The sequence below is a fragment of the Achromobacter seleniivolatilans genome (assembly GCF_030864005.1).
In the GTDB taxonomy this organism is placed as follows: domain Bacteria; phylum Pseudomonadota; class Gammaproteobacteria; order Burkholderiales; family Burkholderiaceae_B; genus Achromobacter; species Achromobacter seleniivolatilans.
The window spans coordinates 3,818,893-3,843,585 of sequence record NZ_CP132976.1; the positions used below are offsets into that span (position 1 = coordinate 3,818,893).

The window sequence follows — 24,693 nt, forward strand, 5'->3', positions numbered from 1 at the left end:
CGCATTGGCCGGGATTTCTCAGACTCTTTACTGGCTGACGCTTACTTCAACGCCTTGTAGCGCAGGCGCTTGGGCTTGGCGCCCTCTTCGCCCAGACGGCGCTTCTTGTCGGCTTCGTACTCTTGGTAGTTGCCGTCAAAGAACACCGCTTGCGAATCGCCTTCAAAGGCCAGGATGTGCGTAGCGATACGGTCCAGGAACCAGCGATCGTGGCTGATGACCATGACGCTGCCGGGGAACTCCAGCAACGCATCTTCCAGCGCGCGCAGCGTTTCCACGTCCAAGTCGTTTGACGGTTCATCCAGCAGCAACACGTTGCCGCCGGCGATCAGCGTCTTGGCCATGTGCAGGCGGCCACGTTCACCGCCCGACAACTGACCCACGACCTTGTTCTGATCGCCGCCCTTGAAGTTGAAGCGGCCCAGATAGGCGCGCGACGACATTTCAAACTTGCCAACGGTCAGGATGTCGGCGCCGTCTGCCACCGCATCAAACACCGTCTTCTTGTCTTCCAGCGCATCGCGCGACTGGTCCACATATGCCAGCTTGACGGTCTGGCCAATGATGACCTCGCCCGAATCCGGCTGCTCGCGGCCCGCAATCATGCGGAACAGCGTCGACTTACCGGCGCCGTTAGGGCCGATGATGCCAACGATGGCGCCCGGCGGCACCTTGAAGGACAGGTTGTCGATCAGCAGGCGATCGCCATAGGCCTTGCTGACGTTATTGAATTCAATGGCTTCGTTGCCCAGGCGCTCGCCCACAGGAATGAAGATTTCCTGGGTTTCGTTGCGCTTCTGGTATTCGTAGGACGACAGTTCTTCGAAGCGGGCCAGACGCGCCTTGGCCTTGGCCTGACGGCCCTTCGGGTTCTGACGCACCCACTCCAGTTCCTTCTTGATGGTCTTCTGGCGGGCAGATTCCGAGGACTCTTCCTGCTTCAGGCGGTCTTCTTTTTGTTCCAGCCACGAGCTGTAGTTGCCCTTCCAGGGAATGCCATAACCACGGTCCAGTTCCAGAATCCACTCGGCCGCGTTGTCCAGGAAGTAACGATCGTGGGTGACGGCAACCACGGTGCCGGGGAACTTGTGCAGGAACTGTTCCAGCCATTCCACGCTTTCGGCGTCCAAGTGGTTGGTCGGTTCGTCCAGCAGCAGCATGTCGGGCTTGGACAGCAACAGGCGGCACAATGCCACGCGGCGCTTTTCACCACCGGACAGGTTGCCGACGGTGGCCTCCCAAGGCGGCAGGCGCAGCGCATCGGCGGCGATTTCCATCTGGTGTTCGATATCGTCCGAACCGCTGGAAGCGGCGGCGGAGATGATCGCTTCCAGTTCGGCTTGTTCGGCAGCCAGCGCGTCAAAGTCGGCGTCCGGCTCGGCGTAGGCCGCATAGACCTCGTCCAGGCGCTTCTTGGCGGTGACGACGGCGCCCAGGCCCTCTTCAACCGACTGGCGCACCGTGTGCTCGGGGTTCAGCTGCGGTTCCTGCGGCAGGTAACCGATGTTCAGCCCCGGCATGGGGATGGCTTCGCCTTCGATCTCTTTGTCGACGCCAGCCATGATTTTCAGCAGCGTGGACTTGCCCGAGCCGTTCAGGCCCAGCACGCCGATCTTGGCGCCAGGAAAAAACGAAAGCGAGATGTCACGCAGGATCTGCCGCTTGGGCGGCACGATCTTGCCGACGCGGTTCATGGTGTAGACGTATTGGGCCATGGGCTCACAGGGTAAGAAAGCTGATAAACCATTGATTGTAGGCCGGAACTCTGACAGGCGCGCGGCAAAGGCGGTTGCCCGCCGTCCCGATGGATCTGACAGCCGTCTTGGCGCCCTTATCCAGCAGTTTTAGCGCGGCCGAAACGCGGGGTGCGCATCTGCGCCAGCATCACGCCGGCCAACGCCAGCGCGCCGCCCACGATGTGGAAAACATGGGGCTTTTCGTCCAGGAACACCGACGCAATCGCCACCGTGCCCACGGGCATCAGATTCAGGAAAATGCTCGCGCGGTTGGGTCCCAGGTGTTTTACCCCCTGCATCCAGAGAAAGGGCGCAAACAGGGACGGAAACACGGCGGCATACAGGACGAGCGGCACATTCTCTGCGTTCAACGGCGACGGCGCCGCCATCAGAAAGGCCGGCAGCTGGAAAAGCACGCCAAAGCCCACTTGCACATAAAGCGACTGCCACGGCCCCACCGGCAGCCCCCAGCGGCGCAGCAGCACGCCATATAGCGCGTAAGCCAGCGCGGCCAGGCCCATCAGCAGGTCGCCGGGATTCGCTCCCACCGACAGCAGGCGCGACGGGTCGCCTTCACCGATCAACAATGCCAGACCCGCCAGCGACAACAGGCCGCCCAGCATCGCCATCAGCGTGGGCCGCTGGCGCAGGACGACCGTGCCCACTGCGATGGTCAACAGCGGAATCATGGCCGTGATGATGCCCATATTGGTCGCTGTGGTGGTGGATGCCGCCACGTAGGCCAGCCCCTGATACAGCGCCATGCCCAGACCGCCCAACACCGCGAACTTCGGCAAATAAGGCACGATCAGGCGGCGCTGCGCCCACACGCCCGGCAGCGCGAACGGCGTGAGCAGCGCGCCAGCCAGCGCCCAGCGGTAAAAGCCGATGACTGCGGGCGAGATCACGCCTGCGGCCATTTTGGTCACGATCATGTTGACCGACCAGATCAGCGCAGCCAGCAGCGGAAACAGCAGATAGCGGGCAGGAGAATGCGGAGTGTCAGCGCGCGTCATGAGCGAAAGTGCCAGAAAGAATCAGGCGGCAAGTGTAGGTTGTGTCTGACACGCTGTATATAATGAAAAACAGACACATTCGCACGGACTTCCGACATGGAATTTGCCGACTCGGCGCCGATCCTGGCCGGCCACCTGCCCTACCCGCTAGCCTGCCGCATCCTGCACTTCACGCCTAAATCGGTCATGGACCGGCACAGCTCGCCATGGGCAGAGCTGAATTTTGCGTTGTCCGGCATGATGGAAATTGGTATCGGCGGCGTGACCTATTTGTCGCCGCCGCAGTACGCCATCTGGATACCGCCGCATGTCGAGCACTGCTGCCAGAACGAGGGCGATGTGCACTATGCCTGCATCGGCGTGCCTGCGGCGGCCTGCGACGGCATGCCGGATAAGCCTTGCACGCTGGAGATCAGCCCAGTCATGCGTACGATTCTGGCCGACTTCGAACGGCGCGGCATCCGCTATCCGGCTACCCCGGAAGACCGGCGCATGGCCCAAGTCGTCATCGACCAGATCCGCCAGGCGCGCGCCTACGCAAGCTATCTGCCATCAACCTCCGACACGGTGCTGGCTCCCGTTCTATCGGCGCTGCAACGCAACCCCGGCGACAAACGGGGCGCCACGCACTGGGCCGCTACGGCCGGCATTACCGAGCGCACCTTGCTGCGCTACTGCCAGCAGCACCTGGGCATGTCGTTCAACGAATGGCGTCAACGCCTGCGTGTCGTCTCGGCGCTAGGCCTGCTGGATGCTGGCCATTCCGTGCAAACCGTGGCTCGCGACCTGGGCTACAGCACGCCATCCGCTTTCATTGCCATGTTCCAGCGCCTGACCGGCGAATCGCCTGACAGCGCGCGCAAACGCGGCATGCAGCCGGTGTCTTGATCCTCTGGTAATCGCGTCATCCAAGCGTCCGATGCGTTGCAACGCCGATCGGGCGACAATAGCGTCTGACTTTATGTATTTGCCGTGCCGTCGCGGCTTTATCGCGCCCTGGAACCCTCATGTCCGCCTCTGCTACACCCCCCGCCTCCGTGACCCACTTCAGCGCTTCCGAGCTGGACATGCTGGCCAAGACCGCCGACGCGCTTAGCGCCTATCTGGGCAAGCCCGTACTGGCCGAAGTGATTTTGGGCGACGAAGGGACCGAATGGGTCACCTACGGCGTCCCCATCGACGAAAACGCCACGGCCGACGAAGAACAAACTCACGTCCAGCTCGGCGGCCCCGGCGCCCGCATCCTGGGCAACCGCGGCGGTTTGCCTCACGCCGACGACGACACCTATGACTGCCTTTATCTTTGGGCCGTTCAAATCTCGCTGAACGAAGGTGAACGCTTCATCAAGCTAGACCACGACGGAGAAGAATCCGCCTGGTCCGACAGCTTGGAAGACGTCCTGCCCTTCGCCCTGACTGAAGAACCGCAAGCGGACCCGCGCGAAGAAGAGGCGGAAGACGAAGAAGAAGATGACGAAGACGACGACACGCCTTACGACTCGGTGGACGAGCCGCGTCATTGATGCAGGACGTACGATGGGTGCAGCGCGCAACCCATCAAACCGAGATTCGCCCCTCCTGCACGGCATGGCATGCCACCACCGACACTCCCGCCAGCATCGCCACTGGCGCCTCAGCCCGGCAACGATCATCCGCATGCGGGCAGCGCGGGTGAAACGTACATCCTGACGGCGGATTCAGGGGGTTGGGCACTTCTCCCGCCACGGCTGTGCGCGGCTTGCCTGCCCCGTTGATATCCGGAATGGCCTCCAACAGCATCCGCGTATACGGATGCCGCGGCCGCGCAAACAACTCGTCTCGCGGCGCCACTTCCACCATGCGCCCCAGGTACATCACCCCCACCCGATCGGCCACGTGATGCACGACTGCCAGGTTGTGGGAGATGAACAGATACGTCAGCCCCAGCTCGCGTTGCAGATCCTTCATCAGATTCAGCACCTGCGCCTGCACCGATACATCCAGCGCCGACGTCGGTTCATCGCAAACCAGGAATTCCGGATTCACCGCCAATGCCCGCGCAATCGAAATACGCTGGCGCTGACCGCCGGAAAACTGATGGGGATAACGGCCCTGGTCCGCCGGGTCCAGACCTACCTGTTTAAGAAGTTCGCTGACCCGAGCCACGCGCTCGTCCGCCGTCATTTTCGTATGCGTCAGCATTGGCTCCGCAATGATGCGGCCCACGCGCCAGCGCGGATTCAAGCTGGCGTAGGGATCTTGAAAAATCATCTGCAAGCGTTTGCGCAGGGCGCGGCCGCCGGGTTCCGACATGCGCGACAGCGGTTGACCGTCAAAGCGGATATCGCCGCGCGTCAGGCCGTACAAACCCACCAGCATCCGCGCCACCGTGGATTTTCCACAGCCCGACTCGCCCACCAGTGCAAGGGTTTCGCCCCGTGCAATCTCAAACGACACGCCGTCCACTGCCCGCAGCATCACCTTCGGCTTGCCGGCCAGCTTGCGTTCCAACCACGGCGGCGACACGTCAAACCAGCGCGCCGCGTCCTTCACTTCAACTAAGGGCGTGCTCATACGGCCTCCTCTGATCTTTTGCCGCCGGGCAGTCCCGAACCGAACGCTTCCCCTTGAGGCGAAGTTGACCCGCCTGCCGGGAGTGGCATGGGAGAATTTCCGTTGTCATGCAGCCAACAGGCCGCGCGGGACGTGCCCGCGGACAACAGCTCAGGGCGCTCCGTCGCGCAACGCGGCAGGCGCTGGGCGCAGCGCGGATTGAAGGCACAGCCCGGTGGAATGGCATTGAGCCGCGGCATGCTGCCGTCGATCTGCACCAGCCGTTCCGTATGGCCATCCAGCGATGGAATCGAACCCATCAACCCCGACGTATACGGATGACGCGGCTTGTGAATCACATCCGCCACCGGACCGATCTCGGCGACCCGGCCCGCATACATCACGGCCACACGATCGGCAGTTTCAGCAATCACGCCCATATCGTGCGTGATCAGCATCACCGCAGTGCCGTGTTCGCGGCACAGGCGCTTGAGCAATTCGATGATCTGCGCCTGGATGGAAACATCCAGCGCAGTCGTCGGCTCATCCGCCACGACCAGCTTGGGTTCGGCAGCCAGAGCCAGTGCGATCACCACGCGTTGCCGCATGCCGCCCGAGAACTGGTGCGGATAGTGGTCGATGCGCTCGCGCGCCGCTGGAATACCGGTGGACGCCAGCAACTCCACGGCGCGGTTGCGCGCCTGCGACCACGTCATGTCCAGGTGCGTCACGATGGTTTCCGCCAACTGCCGGCCCACCGTGTACAAGGGGTTCAAGGATGTCAGCGGGTCCTGGAACACCGCGCCGATCTCGCGGCCGCGCACGCGGCGCATCTGCTCGTCGGGCAGATTGTCGATGCGGCGGCCAGCCAGCAGGATCTCGCCCGCAGCGATGCGCCCGGGCGGCTCCAGCAAGCCGATGATGGAAGCGCCGGTCAGCGATTTTCCGGCGCCCGATTCCCCCACAACGCCCAGGACTTCACCAGCCTGAATCGAAAAGGACACATCGTCCAGGGCGCGTAGCGTGCCGCGGCGGGTGGGAAACTCCACGCGCAGATTGCGGACTTCTAGAAGTGCGCTCATGGTTACCTCAATTCAGCCGCGGGTTGAGCGCATCGCGCAGCCAGTCACCCAGAAGGTTGACGGACAGCACCAGCAGCACCAGCGCCGCGCCGGGGAAAATGGTGATCCACCATTCTCCGGAAAACAGGAAGTCATTGCCGATGCGGATCAGCGTCCCCAGCGACGGCGCCGTCGGCGGCACCCCCACACCCAGGAACGACAAGGTCGCTTCGGTGATGATGGCGGTAGCCAGGTGCACCGTGGCCAACACCAGCACCGGCCCCAGCACGTTCGGCAGCACATGGCGGAACATGATGACGGGCGAGGACACGCCGATCACGCGCGCGGCCTGCACGTACTCACGGTTCTTTTCCACCAGGGTGGAACCGCGCACTGTGCGAGCGTATTGCGGCCAGCCCGCCAGCGCGATCGCGCCGATCAGAACAGGAAACGCGATCAGCTCGTGCATTTCCCGCGGCACGGCGGCACGCGCGACCCCATCGATCAAGAGCGCGATCAGGATGGCCGGAAATGACAGTTGCACGTCCGCGACGCGCATGATGAACGCATCCACCCGCCCCCCTGCGTACCCCGAGATCAAGCCCAGCACGATGCCGATCAACATCGACAGCACGACAGACGCCAGACCAATCAGCAACGACACCCGGGTGCCATACAGAATGGCCGAATACAAGTCGCGGCCCTGGCTGTCTGTGCCTAACAGATAGGTCTGCTGGCCATTGGCCTCCCAGGCGGGCGGCAGCAAGGCATCCAGCAGTTCCACCGTCGTCAGGTCGAACGGATTGTGCGGCGCCACCCAACCGGCCCCGAAGGAGCCGATCAGCAAGGTGGCCAGAAGCAGGGTCGCCACAATGGCCACCGGCGCACGGCGCCAGGCCCAGGCAATGTCGCTGTCCCACCAGCGTTTCAGTACGGCGCGCATCAGTGAGCCCCCCCGCCGCGAGTCATCCCCGAACGCAAGCGCGGGTCCACGACAAAATACAGAAGATCGACGATCAGGTTGATCACCACGAACACCAGCGCGATCAGGCACAGGTACGCGGCCATGACCGGCACGTCGGCGAATTGCACCGCCTGGATGAACAGCAGGCCCATGCCCGGCCACTGGAATACGGTTTCAGTGACGATGGCAAAAGCAATGATGCCGCCCAGTTGCAGCCCGGTAATGGTGATGACCGGCACCATCGTGTTCTTCAGCGCGTGCCCAAAGTGGATGGCGCGGCGCTTCAAACCGCGAGCGCGCGCAAATTTGATGTAGTCGGAACGCAGCACTTCCAGCATCTCGGAACGCACCAGCCGCAGCACCAGCGTCATCTGGAACAAGGACAGCGTGATGGAAGGCAGGATCAGGTGTTTCCAGCCAGTGGCGGTGAATAAGCCCGACGACCACCACCCCACGCTGACCGTTTCTCCCCGCCCATAACTGGGCAGCCAGCCCAGTTGCACGGAGAACACCAGAATCAGCAGAATGCCGATCAGGAACGTGGGCAGGGACACCCCCAGCAACGAACCCGCCAGCAACAGCTGGGACACCAGACTATTGCGCTTGAGCGCGGTATACACGCCCAACGGCACGCCGACCACCAGCGCCAGCAAGGCCGCCACCATGGACAGCTCCAGCGTGGCGGGCAAACGCGACTTCAGCAGGGTGGATACCGGTTCGCTCTGGCGCAGGGAGATGCCGAAATTACCCTGCGCGGCATTGGCCACGAAATGGCCGAATTGAACAATGGCGGGCTCGTTCAGCCCCAACCGTTCACGCAACTCGATGCGTTCGGCATCGGTGGCGTCCTGTCCCAGCATGATGGTGACAGGATCGCCGACGTATTGAAAAAGCACAAAGGCCAGTAGCGCGACGGTGAGCATCACCGCTACGGCCTGCAACAGGCGGCGCAGTATATAAGCAAACATAGATGGAAATACCCCACGCCGCGCACGCACAGCGCGCTTGCTGCCACCCCAGAGCCTTTTTTGCTTAGGGACGGCGCGGCGGAAAAAAAGCTAAACGGCGGAGGCCGGATAGGCCCCACGCCGTTTGGTTAGCCAGGATCAGTCAACCTTGACCCAATCGGCAACGAGGCGATTGTCCGCACGGTGGATAACCGTGACGTTCTTGCGCATCGCCCAGGGGATGACCTGGTCATGCAGCGGGATGTGGCCGAAATCCTTGGCGTGCCCTTGCAGCACGGTGATGATGTCGGCGTCGCGCTTGGCGGGGTCCGTTTCGGTCTTGATGCGATCGATGATCACATCCAGTTCCTTGTTGCTGTAGCCGCCCAGGTTGTACATACCGTCGGCGCCTTCACCCTTGGTACGGATCAGGTTTTGCAGGCTGTACATGGCGTCGAACGTGGGCACGCCCCAGCCGAACAGGTAGGCGCTGGTGTCAAACGACTGCACCTTCGGGAAGTACGTGGAACGCGGCATGGCGTTCATCGTGGCCTTCACGCCAACCTTGGCCCACATGCCAACCACGGCCTGACAGATGGCTTCGTCGTTGATGTAGCGGTTGTTCGGGCAGTCCAGCGTGAAGTTCAGCGTGCCGTCGTAGCCAGCTTCTTTCAGCAGGGCGCGCGACTTCTCGGGATCGTAGGGCACGCGCTTGTGCACGGACTCCGCCCAGCCATGCACCTGCGGCGCGATCATCGTGCCGGTGGGCGCGGACAGGCCGCGCATTACGGCGCGCTTGATGGCGTCTACGTCGATGGCGCGATACAGCGCTTCACGCACGCGGATGTCCTGGAACGGGTTCTTGCCCTTGATGTTGGAGTACTGCAGTTCCGGACGCTTTTGATCCAGACCCAGGTAGATGGTGCGGTATTCGTTGCCTTCCACCACCTTTTGCGACTGGCGCAGGCGCTCCAGATCCTGGGCGGCGGGGTCCAGCACAAAATCGATCTCGCCCGACAGCAAGGCCGCCGTACGCGTGGCGTTCTGCTTGATCGGCGTGAACACCACTTCGGTCACGTTGCCGACCTTGCCGGCCTTGTTCCACCAGTCTTTGTTTTCTTCAAAGACCGTGCGTACGTCCACTTCGCGCGTCTTCAGCTTGTAGGGACCGGTGCCGTTGGTATTGCGGGCGCCGTAGGTCTCTTCTTTGTTGACGTAGTCCTGTGGCTTGGCAATGTTGTTCTTTTCCGACCAGGCCTTGTTCATGATGAACACGTTGGTCAGTTGGCGCAGCAGCACGGGATTGGGCGCCGAGGTCTCGACTTCAACCGTCAGGTCGTCAATCTTGCGGGCTTCTTTGATGCCGGTGGTGTAAGCCTTGTAGTTCGACGTAGGAGCCATGGCGCGGTGAATCGAGAACACCACGTCATCCGCCGTGAAAGCGGCGCCATCATGGAACTTCACACCCGGGCGCAGCTTGAAGCGGTACAGCGTGGGCGACAGCTGTTCCCATTCCGTCGCCAGACGCGGCACCACCTTGAACGACTTGTCGTAGTCGACCAGCGGTTCATAGATGTAGCTGTTGGCGGCAATCGTCATGCCTTCGTTCTGCGAATGCGGATCAAAGGTAAGGATGTCGCCCTGGGCAGCCCAGCGGAAGGACTTGGCTTGCCCGATCGAGGGCACGGCCACGGCGGCGGCGATCGCGATAGCAATCAAAGTGCGGCGCATAAGGGTTAACTCCTGACATTAGTCTGAATACCGGCGCGATATTGCCTACCCGCCAGACCCGCGTCAATTCAGGGTTTATGCGTACCGGAGGGAGTTTTCACAGAGGGAAAACAAAAAGGGACGCATATGCTTGTAACAAAATAATTGAACCGAACAATGTTCGAGTGCGTCCCTGCAACGGCCTAGTCGTCAGTGTCGATGGGCAGTTCGAGCGGCACGTGCTCTGTCATCAGCACATCCAGCATCTGAATCAGCAGCGCGGCCTTTTCTTCGCCGAACGGTGCCAGCACCGCTTTCTGATGCTGCAAAGCCTGTTCGCACAAAGCCGCAATCAGGTGCGTGCCTTTGGCGGTGATGCACACCCGCGTCTGACGGCGGTCCGCCCGCACGCCGGTGCGCGCCACCAGGCCGTCGGCTTCCATGCGTTGCACCACCTTGCTAAGGGTGGGCTGCTTGGTGATGGCCAGCACGGCAAGCGTGCCGATGGTCTCACCCGGACTGCCTTCAAGACTGGCCAGCACTCGCCATTCCGTGACGGACAGACCCGCCGCCTTGACCTGCAAATGGAATTCGGCCGAGATGCGCTGGCTGGCCTGCGCCAGCAGGTAAGCCAGATAGCCGTCAACAAAGCGCGGCCCCGCCGTGCCCCGCCCGGTAAGAAGAGTGTCCCGCTGCTTGTCCAACCGCATGTTGCTTTGCTCCCACGCACCGGAATTCTAGAAGGGCCCATGGCCCGAAAGCGCATTGCACCACGACGGCGCAAACGTGCGCCATGACGTGCCGCAATGCTGTTGCGCAGCACAGGGTATACCCCGAATCGCAACCCGTTTTTGCACCATAACAGCGCCGCAATTACGGCGCGACCCTACAGGACAACCAGTATATACACCCTTGTTTTTAAGTGATATTTTTTGATTTCCATGAAATTTCATCTTTTTTGTTGACAGCTAAAACGTTGACTCCTAAAGTATTTTTAAGACGGAATTTTCATGACGTGATGATGCTGCTACGCAGCAACGCTTGAGGCGCCGAATACCGGCCCGACCAGGAGTTCGAGATGGCTGAAAGGTCTTTCAAGAAAGAAGTCCAGCAGTTGCGGATCGGCGCGGGCGAAGAGTTCCGTGGCGAGGGCATTCTTGCCGTCACGAAAGCGCTGCTGCAATCGGGCGTGGGATATGTCGCGGGTTATCAGGGCTCGCCGATTTCGCACCTGATGGACGTGCTGGCCGACGCCAACGAGATCCTGCAAGAGCTGGGCGTGCACTTCGAGGCCAGCGCATCCGAAGCCACCGCAGCTGCCACCCTGGCGGCTTCCGTCATGTACCCCATTCGAGGCGCCGTCACCTGGAAGTCCACCGTGGGCACCAACGTCGCCTCCGACGCGCTGGCCAATCTGGCGTCGGGCGGCGTCACCGGCGGCGCGCTTGTCATCGTGGGCGAAGACTATGGCGAAGGCTCGTCCATCATGCAGGAACGCTCGCATGCGTTCGCGATGAAGTCGCAGATCTGGCTGCTGGACCCGCGCCCCAATCTGGAAAGCATGGTCAAGGCAGTGGAAGACGGCTTTGAACTGTCCGAAGCCAGCAAGACGCCGGTGATGCTGCAACTGCGCATTCGCGGCTGTCATGTGCATGGCCGCTTCATCGCCAAAGAAAATAAACGGCCTGCGTTCTCGCTGGCCGAAGCGCTGGAAAATCCGGCGCGCGACACCAGCCGCATTGTGCTTCCGCCCGCGTCGTTCCTGCACGAACAGGAAAAGATCAAGGAACGCTGGCCCGCCGCCATCCGCTATATCAAGGAACATAAGCTCAACGAACACTTCGACGGCGACCAGACCGACATCGGGCTGATCCTGCAAGGCGGCCTGTACAACGGCGTCATCCGCGCGTTGCAGTTGCTGGGGCTGGCCGATAACTTCGGCAACAGCCGCATTCCGTTGTACGTCATGAACGTGACCTACCCCGTCATTGAAGACGAGGTCATCAGCTTCTGCCGCGACAAACGCGCCGTGCTGCTGCTGGAAGAAGGCCAGCCCGATTACATCGAACAAAACCTGCACGCGGTGTTGCGCAAGGCGGGCGTCACGACGCACCTGTCTGGCAAAGATGTGCTGCCGATGGCGGGCGAATACACCACGCAAGTCATGCGCGACGGCCTGCGCGAATTCCTGAAGCAGCAACGCCCCGAGTCCCTGCAAACGCATCCCGCCGTGGCCGTAGACGCGCAAGCCGCGACATCTACGCCTGCCAAACAGCTGGAGATCACGGAAGTCTCGCGGCCCAAGCCTGCCGCGCCCGTACGCGCCACCGAACAGCCCATCACGTTTCACAAGCAGGTCGAAGGGCTGGCGGCGGTTGTGCCGCCCCGTCCCGCCGGCTTCTGTACGGGCTGTCCGGAACGGCCCATTTTTTCCGCGCTGACGCTGGCGCAGGAAACGCTGGGCCAGCACCATATTTCCTGTGACATCGGCTGTCACCTTTTCTCAATCCTGCCGCCCTTCAATCTGGGCGCGACCACCATGGGGTATGGCCTGGGCGCATCCAGCGCCGCGGCCTTCAACGTGCCCGCTGCCAAACGGCCGATTTCCATCATGGGCGACGGCGGCTTCTGGCATAACGGTTTGTCGTCCGGCATAGGCAATGCGGTGTTCAACAAATACGACGGCGTCATCGTCATCGTGGACAACTTCTACGCGTCCGCGACTGGCGGGCAAGACATCCTGTCATCCCGGGCCGACAACCCGGACCGCTCCACCAACAATCCCATCGACCAGGCCGTGCGCGGCGTGGGTGTGAAATGGGTGCGCACCTTGGACCGCACCTATGACGTCGCCAAAGTTCGCGCCACCATCGAAGAGGCGCTGACCACCGACATCAAGGGTCCGAAGGTCATCATCGCGCAATCCGAATGTATGTTGAACAAGCAGCGCCGCATCAAGCCGCTGTTCAACAAAGCCGTCAAAGAAGGCCGCCGTATGGTGAAGGAACGCTTCGGTGTCGACCCCGACGTCTGCACGGGCGACCACGCTTGCATCCGCTTGTCCGGCTGTCCGTCCCTGACCGTCAAGGACAGCGGCGACCCCTTGAAAGAAGACCCCGTGGCGCATGTGGAAAGCAGCTGCGTGGGCTGCGGCAATTGCGGCGAAGTCGCGCACGCGGCCGTGTTGTGCCCATCGTTCTACCGCGCCGACATCGTGCACAACCCGACCGGCAGCGACCGCTTCCTGGCGAGAGTGCGCGGGGCCGTGATCGGTTATCTGCAACGCCGCCGCGCGGCGCGCCTGACTCAATACGCGCTGTAAAGGACAACGTTCATGCACCCGGTGGCAATGCAACACGGCAACCCGATAAAAATCGCCATTCTGGCCATGGGCGGCCAAGGCGGCGGCGTCTTGGCCGACTGGATCGTCGACATGGCTGAACATGCCGGATGGTGGGCGCAAACCACATCCGTGCCCGGCGTCGCGCAGCGCACCGGCGCCACCATCTACTACCTGGAACTGCTGCCCGAAGCGGATGTACAGCGTGCAGGCCGTCCGCCCGCGCTGGCGCTGATGCCCACGCCCGGCGACGTAGACCTTGTGGTGGCAGCCGAACTGATGGAAGGGGGCCGCGCCATCCAGCGCGGACTCGTCACGCCCGAACGCACCGTGTTGTTGACGTCGTCTCACCGCAGCTACGCCGTCAGCGAAAAATCCGCGCCGGGCAATGGCATCGCGGACCCGAACAAAGTGCTGGAAGCGGGCCGCGCCGCCGCCAAGCGCTTTCTGTGTTTCGACCTGCAAGATTTGGCAGATCGTGCGGGCAGCGTCATCAGTGCCAGCCTGTTCGGTGCAGTGGCCGGCAGCGGCGCGCTGCCCTTTACCCGCGAAGACTTCGAAGCCACGGTGCGGCGCGCGGGTCTGGGCGTAGACGCCAGCCTGCGCGCTTTCGCGCTGGGTTTCGACGCCGCCGATCAGGCGCCTGCGCAACCTGAAGACATCGACCTGACCCGGCCGGTGCCAGCGACGCCCGACCGCGCCGCATCCCCACATACGCAGGCCTTGCTGGATACGATCAAACGCGACTTTCCCGCCTGTGCGCAGCCCATGCTGACCGCAGGCGTGCGCCGCCAGCTTGAGTTCCAGGATGCGGCCTATGCCCAAGACTATTTGCGCCGCATGAAGACGCTGCGCGACCTGGACGCGCAACACGGTGGCGACGCGCAGCAATGGGCGCTGACCTGTGCCGCCGCGCGCTACGTAGCCACGGCCATGGCCTATGACGATGTAATCCGCGTGGCCGATCTGAAAACACGCGGCACTCGTTTTGACCGGGTGCGCCAGGAAGTCGGCGCGCGTCCGGACCAGCTGGTGTACCTGACCGAATTCATGCACCCGCGGCTGGAAGAGATCTGCGGCACCTTGCCCTCCGGGCTGGGCCGTTGGCTGGAAAGCTCCAAAACATTCAGCGGCTTTGTTGAACGCCGGCTGGGCAAGGGGCGCCGTATGCAAAGCGGCACGCTGGGCGGTTTTCTGATGCTGTACACGCTGGCGGGCATGCGGCGGTTTCGCCGCAGCACGCTGCGCCACAAGATTGAAATGGACGGGCTGGAACACTGGCTGGACCTGATCGCCCGCCTGACGCCGCAGGACTACGCGCTGGCAGTCGAAACCGTCAATTGCCGCCGCCTGGTCAAGGGTTATAGCGACACGCATGTGCGCGGTGGCGGCAAATACCGCCAGTTGATCGCCGCAGCCGCTCAGTTGGCAGGCCGGCCGGATGCCGCCGCCACGCTGCGCGAACTGCGCAACACCGCGCTGGCCAACGAAAAATGCGGACCGATGGAGCGCCAGCTGGCTGACAAGCTGGCCGCCTGATCCGATTACCGACAGAGACAAACGCCGTGCAGACACTGAAACTGATCGTCCGGGAAGTCCGGCAAGAATCCCCCCTGATCCGCTCGTTGCGCCTGGCGCGCGAAGATGGCGGCCCCTTGCCCGCCTTTGGCCCCGGTGCGCACGTAAAGGTTACGGTGCCGGGCTTGCACGATCCGCGCTGCTATTCCCTGGTGCAACTCGCGCCCGAGGCCGGGCTGTTCGCCCAACCCACGGAATATCGGCTGGGCGTGCGGCTGGAGGAAAACAGCCAAGGCGGATCACGCCACATGCACGCGCTGGCAGTGGGCGACTCGCTGACTGTCGAAGGCCCAAAGAACGATTTTCCCTTGCATGAGTCGCCAGCTGGCGACGAGCCTGTCGTGCTCATCGCGGGTGGCATCGGCATCACGCCCGTGGCATCCATGGCTGCCGCCCTTGCAGCGGCCGGACGCGCATTCCACCTGCACTACTGCGGCCGCAGCAAAGATCAACTGGCCTTCGTGCCCGAATTGGAAGCCCTGGCGGGCGGCAATCTGACCCTGCATGCCGACGATGATCCGTCCTGCCGTTTTGACCTGCAAGCGCTGCTGAAATCGGCGTCGCCCCGGCAGCACCTGTACGTGTGCGGACCCAAGGGCCTGATTGACGCCGTCATACAAAACGCCAAGGCCGCGCATTGGCCTGATGCACACGTGCATTTCGAGCTCTTCGTCACAGCTGCTCCGCAAGCCGGCGACCAGCCGTTTGAAGTCGAACTGCGCCAATCCGGCCGCACGCTCACCATCCCGGCTGACAAGACCATCGTTGACGTCATGGAAGAAGAAGGTTGCGATCCGATGTTTGACTGCAAGCGCGGCGAATGCGGCGTCTGTCAGGCCACGGTATTGGAAGGCGAACCCGACCATCGCGACTACTACCTTTCGGACACCGAAAAGGCCAGCGGCAAGATCATTCAGATTTGCATCTCGCGCGCGAAGTCGGCGCGCCTGGTGCTGGACCTGTAAGGCCGGCGGCCCACACGACAAGGAAGCGACCATGGCCAAATACCGCGACAACCCCGACGCCATCCGCGCCCTGCTGCGCGATACCGAGGTGCACAAGGATCTGTTCATAGACCAGGAACTGTTCGACCTGGAAATGGAACGGCTCTACGCCAATACCTGGGTATTTGTCGGCCACGACAGCCAGGTGCCGAATTCGGGCGATTACATCACCACCACCGTCGGCAACCAGCCCGTGGTGATGGTGCGCCACAGCGATAAAAGCGTGCGCGTGCTGCACAACCGCTGCCCGCACAAAGGCACGATGGTAGCGGGCGAAGCCTGCGGCAACACAGGCAAGTTCTTCCGTTGCCCGTATCACGCCTGGACGTTCAAGACCGATGGCAGCCTGCTGTCGATACCGCTGAAGAAAGGCTACGAAAACACCGGCCTGGAAAACTGCGAAGCCAGCCAGGGCATGGCTGCCGTCAAAGACGTGAAGAACCATCGGGGTTTCGTGTTCTGCCGTCTGAACCCGGAAGGCCAGTCGTTCGAGGACTTCTTTGGCGAATCCCTGTCCACGCTGGACAACATGGTGGACCGCTCGCCAGAAGGCCGGCTGGAAGTGGCGGGCGGCGTATTGCGCTACATGCACCGCTGCAACTGGAAGATGCTGGTCGACAACCAGACCGACACCTGTCATCCGATGGTGGCGCACGAATCATCGGCAGGCACCGCCGTGAAGGTCTGGGAACAAGCGCCGGACGGCACGCCAAAACCGATGGCCGTCGAACTGTTTGCGCCCTTTATCTCGCCCTATGAGTTCTTCGAAAACATGGGCATCCGCGTGTGGGAAAACGGCCACGGGCATACCGGCGTGTCGGACTCCATACACGCGTCGTACTCCGGCGTGCCGGGTTATTGGGAATCGATGGTGTCGGCCTATGGCGAAGAACGCGCCAAGCAGATTCTGGGCGATGTGCGCCACAACACGGTGTACTTCCCCAACATCATGGTCAAGGGTCCGATTCAAACGCTGCGTATCTTCAAACCCATCGCTGCTGACCGCACCTTGGTCGAGTCGTGGACCTTCCGCCTGGTGGGTGCGCCCGACCTGCTGCTGGAACGCACGCTGATGTACAACCGGCTGATCAACGCCCCGACCTCGGTGGTTGGCCATGACGATCTGGAAATGTACGAGCGCGCGCAAGACGGGCTGAACTCCCGCGCGCGGGATTGGGTGAACGTGGGCCGGCTGTATTCGCCTGACGAAATCGGCCAGAAGAACGTCACCACCAATGGCACCAATGAATGGCAGATGCGCAACCAGTACCGCGCATGGGGCCGCTACATGACCGGATCGGAGTCGGTATGAGCGCAAGCGACCGCGAGTTGATCGATTTTGTCTACGCCGAAGCGCGCTTGCTGGACGAGCTGCGCTTTGAAGACTGGCTGAATCTGTACACCGAAGACGGGTACTACTGGATGCCGCTGGCTCATGGCCAGACAGACGCCAAGCTGCATGCGTCGCTGATGTACGAAGACAAGCTCCTGCTGCGCGTACGCGTGGAACGGCTGGCTGGCCAGCGCACGTTTTCGCAGCAGCCGAAAAGCCGCTGCCATCATCTGCTGCAAGCGCCCACGGTGGAACGCGATCACCCTGAATCGGCGCCTGCCGAGGGCCGCCACGTGGTGCGCACCGCCTTCCATTACGTTGAAACCCGGCAGGACGCGCAGACGTTGTTCGCCGGCTGGACCACGCACCACCTGGTCGAACAGGACGGCGCATTGCGCATCCGTTTGAAGCGCGTTGACCTGGTCAACTGCGACGCCGCCTTCGGCAACATTCAATTGTTCATGTAGGAGCGGCTTGTGAGCACCACCGTCCATCAGGCTTTTCTCGACACCGCGTCCCGTCACGGCGCCCAGCCCTTTCTGTGCATCCTGCCCGAAACCGCCAACGTCTATGGCATAGCGGCGGGCGAGACATCCTACGCCCAGGCGGCTGACGCCATCGAGACACTGCGCGCCGCTTATGCCAGCGCGGGTTACGGCCACGGCCACCGCGCCGGGCTGCTGCTGGAAAACCGCCCGGCCTTTTTTCTGCACTGGTTTGCACTGAACGCGTTGGGCGTATCTGTCGTGCCGATCAATCCCGACCTGCGTGCCGCGGAACTGGAATACCTGACCGGCCACTCGGAGATTGCGCTGGCCGTGGCGTTGCCCGAACGCCATGCGGACCTGCTGGCCGCCGCTGCACGCGCAGGCCGCAGCTTGCGCGTCATGGGGCCGGACGATGCGCCGCCTGCTGCGCCGTCGCCCGCACCGCTGGCCGGCGTCCTGCCTGATGAGCTGACCGAATGCGCCCTGCTCTATACGTCCGGCACCACCGGACGACCCAAGGGCTGCATCTTGCCCAATCGCTATTTTTTGCACGCAGGCGGCTGGTACGCCCGTATTGGCGGCCTGGCAGCACTGCGACCCGGCCAGGAGCGGATGCTGACGCCGCTGCCGCTGGTGCATATGAATGCCATGGCGTATTCGGCCATGGCGATGATGCTGACAGGCGGCTGCCTGATCCCGCTGGACCGCTTCCACCCCAAAACCTGGTGGAACAGCGTGCGGGAGTCCGGCGCCACTGTGCTGCATTATCTGGGCGTAATGCCCGCCATTTTGATGAAAACGCCTGCATCCGATGGCGACCGGCAACCCGCCATCCGCTTTGGTTTTGGCGCAGGTGTGGACCGCAAGCTGCATGCGCCATTTGAAGAACGTTTCGGCTTCCCCTTGCTGGAAGCCTGGGCCATGACAGAGACCGGCGCGGGCGCCGTCATCATCGCCAATCAGGAACCCCGCTACATTGGCACCAGCAGCTTCGGCCGCGAAGAAGACGATGTGGACGTGCGTATCGTGACGGACGCAGGCGCGCCCGCCGCCGCCGGCGAACACGGCGAACTGCTCGTGCGCCATGCGGGGGACGATCCGCGCTACGGCTTCTTTGCCGGTTACCTGAAAGATGAAGCCGCCACCAACGAAGCCTGGCAGGACGGCTGGTTCCATACGGGCGACATCGTGCGCCGCGAAGCCGATGGCGCCCTGCGCTTTGTCGACCGTAAAAAGAACGTGATCCGCCGCAGCGGCGAGAACATTTCGGCCGTGGAAGTGGAAAGCGTGCTGATGCAGCATCCGCTCGTGAAAGCCGTGGCCGTGGCCGCCGTGCCCGATCCCGTGCGCGGGGACGAGGTCCTGGCCTGCGTGGTGGCGGAAACCCTGCCCGCTGATGACGCTGGCCTGGCCGAGGCCGCGCGCAGCATCGTCCAATGGAGCCTGGAACAGCTGGCCTATTACAAGGCGCCAGGTTATGTCGCCTTCGTGGATAGCCTGCCGCTGACCACCACCAACAAGATTCAGCGCGGCGAGATGAAGACGCTGGCACCAACCCTGCCCGGCACGGCTCGCTGCGTGGATACCAATTCCATGAAGAAACGCCAGGAGCCAGCGCGATGACGCGAAAAGCTTACGACGGCGTTGTGGCGGCCTTGCCCGTCACCATTCCCTACGAGCGCTATTCGACACACGCCGCCCACTGGTGGCTGGGCCGCGCGCTGGGCGCGCTGATCCGGCAGTCGGGCGTGGCGAAGACGGACGTAGACGGCCTGTGCGTGTCCAGCTTCACCCTGGCGCCGGATACCGCCGTGGGACTGGTCCAGCACCTGGGCATGAGCCCGCGCTGGCTGGACCACATTCCCATGGGCGGCGCCAGCGGCGTTGCCGCGCTACGCCGTGCCGCCCGCGCCGTGCAGGCAGGCGATGCGAATATCGTGGCCTGCATTGCAGGCGACACCAACCACGTGGACTCGTTCCGCAACACGGTCAGCCAGTTTTCGCGTTTTGCGCAGGACGCTGTCTACCCCTATGGCGCGGGCGGCCCCAACGCCAGTTTCGCGCTGTTGACCGCGAACTACATGCGAACCACCGGCGCCACGCGGGAAGACTTCGGAAAACTGTGCGTAGCGCAGCGCGACAACGCCCTGCGCTATCCCCATGCGCTCATGAAAAAGCCGCTGACACTCGCCCAGTACCTGGATGCCCGCGTCATCACCGACCCGATCCATTTGTTCGACTGCGTGATGCCTTGCGCGGGCGCCGACGGGTTCCTGGTCATGAGCGAAGACCGGGCGCGGGCGCTGAAGCTGCCCTACGCCCGCATTCTGTCCACCATCGAACGCCACAACGCCTGGATCGACGACCCCATCCAGACACGCGGCGGCTGGACCATGGATGTGGACGAACTGTATGGCCAAGCCAACGCCGCCCCCGCTGACATGGACTTCCTGCAGGCCTATGACGATTACCCCGTCATCAACCTGATGCAGATCGAAGACTTGGGTTTCTGCGAAAAAGGCAGCGCGCCGGACTTCGTGCGGAACAACACCTTCACGGTGGACGGCAGCTTTCCCTTCAACACCAACGGTGGCCAGTTGTCGGTAGGCCAAGCTGGCGCCGCAGGCGGCTATCTGGGCCTGATCGAAGCGTTGCGCCAACTGAGCGGCACCGCCGGCGGCACGCAGGTCGCGGATGCTCGCGTAGGCATGGTCAGCGGTTTTGGCATGATCAATTACGACCGGGGGCTGTGCACCGCCGCCGCCATTCTGGCAAGGAGCGACGCATGACCGAGCCGCTAGCCAAACCGCCCCGCAAGAACCCGGTTGCGCGTACCCGGCAGCCTACGCTGCCGCCCGGCTGGCGCAGCCGCAGCGCCTTGGGGCTGACTGCCGCTGCCGCCGAAGGCCGCTTCGACTTGCAAACCTGCGCCGATTGCGGCGCCGTGCAGTATCCCCCCCGCGAAGTCTGCGGCCACTGCCTGTCCGAACACTTGCCCTGGCGCGCCGCCGATCCTTGCGGCGTGCTGCTGGTCAGCACCACCTTGCATCACAGCAACGATCTGTACTTCCGCGAACGCCTGCCCTGGCGAGTGGGCACGGTACGCATGGATGCTGGCCCCTCTGTCGTGGCGCACATCCACCAGGACTGCACGGATCGCGCACGCGTACGTCTGACACTGAAACTGGACCGTAGCGGCCAAGCCGTCATGATCGCCCTGCCTGAAAGGAATACGCCGAATATGGAAGACGACAAGACGCTGCGCGAGACCTCGTGCGATCCAAAGTTTCGCCGTGCGCTGGTCACGGACGGTAAGTCGGCCGTGGGCCTCGCGGTTGCGCGCGCCCTGTTGGATGCCGGTTGCCCCACGGTATTCCTGGGTGATCCGCAAGCCTGGAAGCGCGATGCGGCCTTTGATGCGCTGGCGGCCGATCCGCGTGTGCAAACGGTGACGCTGAACGTGACCGACACTGATTCCGTCGAACGCGTGGCGGCATCCATTGGCGGCATGGTCGAGATCCTGGTGAACACGGCGGACCTTGAACGCGAAGGCGGTCTGCTGAACCGCAAGGACGTAAACACCGCCCGCGACGCCATGGACGTGAACGTGCTGGGGCTGATGCGTCTGGCCCAGAGCTTCGGTCCGGCGCTGTGCGGCCGCGCTGCGGACGGCGTGAACAGCGCTACCGCCTGGGTCAACGTGCTGTCGATTTACGCGCACATGAACCTGCCGTCGCGCGGCATGTGGTCGGCATCCAAGGCCGCCGCCCTGTCGCTGGCCCAATGCCTGCGCGCCGAGATGCGCAGCGCGGGCGTGCGGGTGGTGAACGTGTTCCCCGGCCCGGTCGACCATGAATGGGAACAGCTCACCCCGCCCCCACGGGTCGCGCCTGCGGCGATTGCCGCCGCCATCGTGCGCGCGCTGAAAGACGGGATCGAAGACGTCTACGTGGGCGACGCCGCGCAGGAGTTCCGCGCCAGATTGGCGGAAAACCCCAAGGGACTGGAACGGGAACTGGGCGCCTGACGGCCCGATTCCGCATACATACGAACCAAGAGGAGCAACAGCATGAGCCAGAACATTCTTGCCCAATTCATGTCGGAACTCGTGTCCGGACGCATCGGTCTGGTAGACCTGACCGAAACGCTGACACCGGAATTTCCCACTATCGTGCTGCCTCCCGAGTTCGGCCAAGCCTGGCCGTTCCGCATCGAGGAAATCTCGCGCTATGACGAGCGCGGCCCGGCTTGGTATTGGAACAACTTCTCGTGCTCGGAACACACGGGCACGCACTTCGATGCGCCCGCCCACTGGGTGACGGGCAAGGACCTGCCCGACAACACGGTGGACACCATTCCCATCGATGCCTTCATTGCCAGCGCCTGCGTTATCGACTGTTCGGCCGAAGCCCGCGACAACCCCGACTTCCTGCTGACCATCGATTTCGTAAAGAAGTGGGAAGAGCAGCACGGCCGCATCCCTGCCCGTTCCTGGGTGCTGATGCGCACCGACTGGTCCAAGCGCGCCAAGCCCGCCGAATACCTGAACATGCAGGACGACGGCGCGCACTCGCCCGGACCCGACGCCGATGTAGTGCCGTGGCTGATCAAGGAACGCGACGTGCATGGCTTTGGAACCGAATCCGTCGGCACCGATGCCGGCCAGGCCCACCACCTGAACCCGCCCTACCCCTGCCACTACTACATGCACGGCAACAACCGCTACGGCTTGCAGTGCCTGACCAATCTGGATCAGTTGCCACCCACCGGCGCGGTAATTTTTTCGGCGCCGCTGAAGATCCGCAGCGGTTCGGGCAGCCCCTTGCGCGTGCTGGCGCTGGCGCCCAAGGCCTGAGCGGCCCCACGATAACCACGAACAGGGGAAACCATGACGCATACGAATGTTGCGCTTGTCACCGGCGGCAGCGCCGGCATCGGCGCAGAAATCTGCCGCAGCATGCTGGAAGCGGGGTACGAGGTGATTTCGATGGCGCGGCGCGCAGCCGACTTCAGCCACCCGCGCCTGCACAATATGCAGGTCGACCTGCTGGATGCGAACGCCACCGCCCAGGCTGGCGCGGAGGCCGCAGCGCGGTTTCCGATCAGCCACGTTATCCACAACGCGGGAGTCATCTGGCCCAACCTGCTGCCGCAAGTCACGCAGGAAGAACTGCATGGCCTGACGCAAATCCACCTGGGCGCGGCGATCAGTCTGGTCCAGGCAGCGTTGCCCGGCATGCAGGAACGCCAGTTTGGCCGCATCGTCATGATGTCGTCCCGGGGCGCGCTGGGGCTGCCCACGCGCACCGCCTATTCGGCCACCAAGGCCGGCATGGTCGGCATGGCCCGTACGTGGTCTCTGGAACTTGCACCCTACGGCATCACGGTCAACGTGGTGGCCCCCGGGCCGATCCAGACGGATATGTTCTACGAAGTCATTGAACCGGGCAGCGAACGCGAAAAGCAATTGGCCAACGGCATCCCGGTCAAGCGCCTGGGCCGTTCGGACGATGTGGCGCGCGCTGTCATGTTCTTCTCCGATCCTGCCAACAGCTTCGTCACCGGGCAGACCCTGTTTGTCTGTGGCGGCGCCAGCGTCAGCTCCATCACCATCTGACCGGGATTGATCCGCCCGCTTCGGGTTTTGACGGATAGGTAAGCACAGGGGACCGGGTCTACAGTGCTGATCCTTGCCTTATATAAATTTTAAGCAACAAGTAATTCCCGCTGTTCCCTGCGCAGTTCCCTGTTTTCTCCGCTTTCCAGCCGCACTCCCACTCTGCCCCCTATCCGGAGGTTTTGCCATGCTGTCGAAGAAACTCCCCCTGGCCGCGGCCGCCGCCGTCGCCGCTCTGTTCGCTCTGCCCGCCCTGGCCCAGGTCAAGGTTGGTGTCGTGACCTCGTCCACCGGCCCCACCGCGCTGGTCGGGATTCCGCAAAAGAACACCGTGCCGCTTCTGCCCAAGAAGATCGGCGACCTGACGGTGGAATACATTTCGCTGGATGACGCCAGCGATTCCACCAACTCGGTCACGGCGTTCAAGAAGCTGATCTCGGAACAAAACGTGGACGCGCTGATCGGCCCGTCGGGTTCGCCCAACGCCATGGGCGTGATTCAGTTTGCCGCCGAAGCCGGTGTGCCGATGCTGGCGCCCGTAGGCACGGCAGCGGTCGTGCTGCCCATGAACGAACAGAAAAAGTGGGTGTTCAAGACCACGCAGAACGACGACATCATTGCTCGCGCTCTGGTGGATCACATGGTCAAGACCGGCATCAAGACGGTGGGATTCATCGGCCTGAATGATCCGTACGGCGAAAACTGGTCCAAGGTGTTCACGGCGCTGGCTACCGAAAAGGGCATCAAGGTCACTGCCAATGAACGCTATCTGCGCTTTGACAGCTCGGTCACGGGCCAGGCGCTGAAGATTCTGGCCGCCAAGCCGGACGCCGTGCTCGTCGCCGCCCCTGGCGCTGCGAGCGTGTTGCCGCAAACCACGTTGTTCGATCAGGGCTACAAGGGCAAGTTCTATCAGACCCACGGCGCAGCCCTGCCCGACTTCCTGAAGCTGGGCGGCAAGAAGGTCGAAGGCACCGTGCTGGCAGCCAGCCTGATGCTGGTGCTGCCGGAAATGCCGGACAGCAATCCGTCCAAGAAGGTCGCGACCGACTACATCGCCGCCTACGAAAAGCTCAACGGTTCCAAGCCCGCCACCTTCGGCGCCAACGTCTATGACGCGGGCCTGCTGCTGGAAAAGGCCGTGCCGCTGGCCGAGAAGGCCGGCAAACCGGGCACCAAGGAGTTCCGCAGCGCCTTGCGCGATGCGCTGGAACAAACCAAGGAGCTGGTCGGCACCCAAGGCGTCTACAACATGAGCGCAGCCGACCATAGCGGGTTCGACGACCGCGGCCGTGAACTCATCACCGTCAAGGACGGCAACTGGACGCTGGTCAAGTAAAGCCGTGAACGTCACGCGGGCGGCATCA

At 62.9% G+C, this 24,693-nt stretch carries 21 protein-coding genes; 13 read left to right on the forward strand and 8 right to left on the reverse strand.

All coding sequences use genetic code 11. The features are described from left to right. Nucleotides 1-41: 41 nt before the first annotated feature. Both ettA and RAS12_RS17220 read right to left on the reverse strand, forming a co-directional pair. Nucleotides 42-1,715: an energy-dependent translational throttle protein EttA gene (gene ettA, locus RAS12_RS17215; RefSeq protein WP_306937428.1), complete on the reverse strand. Its 1,674-nt coding sequence runs from the start codon at nucleotides 1,713-1,715 to the stop codon at nucleotides 42-44. A gap of 116 nt (nucleotides 1,716-1,831) precedes the next feature. Continuing rightward, nucleotides 1,832-2,752: a DMT family transporter gene (locus RAS12_RS17220; protein WP_306937431.1), complete on the reverse strand. Its 921-nt coding sequence runs from the start codon at nucleotides 2,750-2,752 to the stop codon at nucleotides 1,832-1,834. Nucleotides 2,753-2,848: 96 nt separating this feature from the next. Between RAS12_RS17220 and RAS12_RS17225 the strand changes: the two genes are divergently transcribed. Both RAS12_RS17225 and RAS12_RS17230 read left to right on the forward strand, forming a co-directional pair. Next, a complete protein-coding gene (locus RAS12_RS17225) occupies nucleotides 2,849-3,640 on the forward strand; it encodes an AraC family transcriptional regulator (protein WP_306937433.1) in 792 nt (263 codons plus the stop codon). Nucleotides 3,641-3,759: 119 nt separating this feature from the next. Continuing rightward, on the forward strand, nucleotides 3,760-4,275 hold the full coding sequence (locus RAS12_RS17230) for a hypothetical protein (protein ID WP_306937435.1): 516 nt from the start codon (nucleotides 3,760-3,762) through the stop codon (nucleotides 4,273-4,275). A 34-nt stretch (nucleotides 4,276-4,309) separates the two neighbouring features. On the opposite strand, the gene RAS12_RS17235 is transcribed toward RAS12_RS17230, so the two are convergent. The 6 genes from RAS12_RS17235 to RAS12_RS17260 form a co-directional block, all read right to left on the reverse strand. After that, the gene (locus RAS12_RS17235; protein WP_306937436.1) at nucleotides 4,310-5,305 is read right to left on the reverse strand and encodes an ABC transporter ATP-binding protein; all 996 of its coding nucleotides are present in this window, start codon (nucleotides 5,303-5,305) and stop codon (nucleotides 4,310-4,312) included. Next, the gene (locus tag RAS12_RS17240; RefSeq protein WP_306937438.1) at nucleotides 5,302-6,366 is read right to left on the reverse strand and encodes an ABC transporter ATP-binding protein; all 1,065 of its coding nucleotides are present in this window, start codon (nucleotides 6,364-6,366) and stop codon (nucleotides 5,302-5,304) included. Before RAS12_RS17240 ends, RAS12_RS17235 begins: the two co-directional genes overlap by 4 nt. Nucleotides 6,367-6,373: 7 nt before the next feature. Beyond that, entirely contained in the window at nucleotides 6,374-7,288 is a 915-nt protein-coding gene (locus RAS12_RS17245; protein WP_306937439.1) for an ABC transporter permease, read from the reverse strand. Continuing rightward, a complete protein-coding gene (locus tag RAS12_RS17250; protein WP_306937440.1) occupies nucleotides 7,288-8,277 on the reverse strand; it encodes an ABC transporter permease in 990 nt (329 codons plus the stop codon). The genes RAS12_RS17245 and RAS12_RS17250 overlap by 1 nt, the downstream gene beginning before the upstream one ends. Before the next feature lie 138 nt (nucleotides 8,278-8,415). Continuing rightward, nucleotides 8,416-9,987, reverse strand: a complete 1,572-nt coding sequence (locus RAS12_RS17255; RefSeq protein ID WP_306937442.1) for an ABC transporter substrate-binding protein — start codon at nucleotides 9,985-9,987, stop codon at nucleotides 8,416-8,418. 182 nt (nucleotides 9,988-10,169) lie between these two features. Next, the gene (locus tag RAS12_RS17260) at nucleotides 10,170-10,676 is read right to left on the reverse strand and encodes a MarR family winged helix-turn-helix transcriptional regulator (RefSeq protein ID WP_306937444.1); all 507 of its coding nucleotides are present in this window, start codon (nucleotides 10,674-10,676) and stop codon (nucleotides 10,170-10,172) included. 368 nt (nucleotides 10,677-11,044) lie between these two features. Here RAS12_RS17260 and RAS12_RS17265 point away from each other — a divergent pair, with 368 nt between their 5' ends. The 11 genes from RAS12_RS17265 to RAS12_RS17315 all read left to right on the forward strand — a co-directional run bounded on the left by RAS12_RS17265 (nucleotide 11,045) and on the right by RAS12_RS17315 (nucleotide 24,665). Then, nucleotides 11,045-13,288, forward strand: coding sequence for a ferredoxin family protein (locus RAS12_RS17265; protein ID WP_306937446.1), 2,244 nt, complete (start codon nucleotides 11,045-11,047; stop codon nucleotides 13,286-13,288). A 12-nt stretch (nucleotides 13,289-13,300) separates the two neighbouring features. Next, nucleotides 13,301-14,845, forward strand: coding sequence for an indolepyruvate oxidoreductase subunit beta family protein (locus tag RAS12_RS17270; protein ID WP_306937448.1), 1,545 nt, complete (start codon nucleotides 13,301-13,303; stop codon nucleotides 14,843-14,845). A 26-nt stretch (nucleotides 14,846-14,871) separates the two neighbouring features. Next, the gene (locus RAS12_RS17275) at nucleotides 14,872-15,849 is read left to right on the forward strand and encodes a PDR/VanB family oxidoreductase (protein WP_306937450.1); all 978 of its coding nucleotides are present in this window, start codon (nucleotides 14,872-14,874) and stop codon (nucleotides 15,847-15,849) included. 31 nt (nucleotides 15,850-15,880) lie between these two features. Then, a complete protein-coding gene (locus tag RAS12_RS17280; RefSeq protein ID WP_306937452.1) occupies nucleotides 15,881-17,200 on the forward strand; it encodes an aromatic ring-hydroxylating dioxygenase subunit alpha in 1,320 nt (439 codons plus the stop codon). Then, nucleotides 17,197-17,688, forward strand: coding sequence for an aromatic-ring-hydroxylating dioxygenase subunit beta (locus RAS12_RS17285; protein ID WP_306937454.1), 492 nt, complete (start codon nucleotides 17,197-17,199; stop codon nucleotides 17,686-17,688). The genes RAS12_RS17280 and RAS12_RS17285 overlap by 4 nt, the downstream gene beginning before the upstream one ends. Nucleotides 17,689-17,697: 9 nt before the next feature. Next, nucleotides 17,698-19,332, forward strand: coding sequence for an AMP-binding protein (locus RAS12_RS17290; protein ID WP_306937456.1), 1,635 nt, complete (start codon nucleotides 17,698-17,700; stop codon nucleotides 19,330-19,332). Next, complete coding sequence (locus tag RAS12_RS17295) at nucleotides 19,329-20,498, forward strand: thiolase family protein (RefSeq protein ID WP_306937458.1); 1,170 nt, start codon at nucleotides 19,329-19,331, stop codon at nucleotides 20,496-20,498. Before RAS12_RS17290 ends, RAS12_RS17295 begins: the two co-directional genes overlap by 4 nt. Then, entirely contained in the window at nucleotides 20,495-21,736 is a 1,242-nt protein-coding gene (locus RAS12_RS17300; RefSeq protein WP_306937460.1) for an SDR family NAD(P)-dependent oxidoreductase, read from the forward strand. The genes RAS12_RS17295 and RAS12_RS17300 overlap by 4 nt, the downstream gene beginning before the upstream one ends. Before the next feature lie 42 nt (nucleotides 21,737-21,778). Continuing rightward, nucleotides 21,779-22,564, forward strand: coding sequence for a cyclase family protein (locus tag RAS12_RS17305; protein WP_306937462.1), 786 nt, complete (start codon nucleotides 21,779-21,781; stop codon nucleotides 22,562-22,564). Nucleotides 22,565-22,597: 33 nt separating this feature from the next. Beyond that, nucleotides 22,598-23,326, forward strand: a complete 729-nt coding sequence (locus RAS12_RS17310; protein WP_306937463.1) for an SDR family NAD(P)-dependent oxidoreductase — start codon at nucleotides 22,598-22,600, stop codon at nucleotides 23,324-23,326. Between the two features lie 187 nt (nucleotides 23,327-23,513). Then, nucleotides 23,514-24,665: an ABC transporter substrate-binding protein gene (locus RAS12_RS17315; protein WP_306937465.1), complete on the forward strand. Its 1,152-nt coding sequence runs from the start codon at nucleotides 23,514-23,516 to the stop codon at nucleotides 24,663-24,665. Nucleotides 24,666-24,693 lie beyond the last annotated feature (28 nt).